The organism is Pseudomonas sp. 43(2021) (assembly GCF_017490805.1).
GTDB lineage: Bacteria > Pseudomonadota > Gammaproteobacteria > Pseudomonadales > Pseudomonadaceae > Aquipseudomonas.
On the sequence record NZ_JAFGYJ010000555.1, the window covers coordinates 1 to 439 of the forward strand.

1 pseudogene is annotated in these 439 nt (G+C 63.6%); it reads right to left on the bottom strand.

Going from position 1 to position 439, the window contains the following annotated elements:
- Positions 1-217 (bottom strand): annotated as a pseudogene (locus J5M71_RS28665) (DNA alkylation response protein); the annotation flags it as partial.
- Positions 218-439 lie beyond the last annotated feature (222 nt).

The following is a 439-nucleotide window of genomic DNA, read 5'->3' on the forward strand; positions in this document are numbered from 1 at the left end:
GCTCGGGTGCGTGCCGGTTCGCGAGATCGGCGAGCGCGAGCACATCGGGCGTCGTCAGCGCGGCGCCGTCGTGCGAGAGCGCCGTTTGACGCCAGCTCGCGCCGTACCGTCGAACGGCCTCGACGAGCGCGGCATCGGTTTCAAACGCGTTGTAATCGGAAAGCGGCGGCGCCTGGTTCGTCACCCGGTGCGTCGCCGTCATCAGGTCCTGCTGCATGCCTTTGTCTCCCATTTCGCGGGGCCCGGCTTCTATTGGCCGCGTCCTCCGCGCGAGGCGAATCCAGTCATCTTAAATTTAGTTCACGCCGACGTTTAGAGGAATCGCTCTTGAGTCGGGATGTCCCGGCTCGTTTTGCGTTCCTAAAATGCGCGAACATGACAGACCTGATCCGGCCGCCTCGATGGCGGTTTCGGCCGCCATCGCGTGGAAGACAAACAG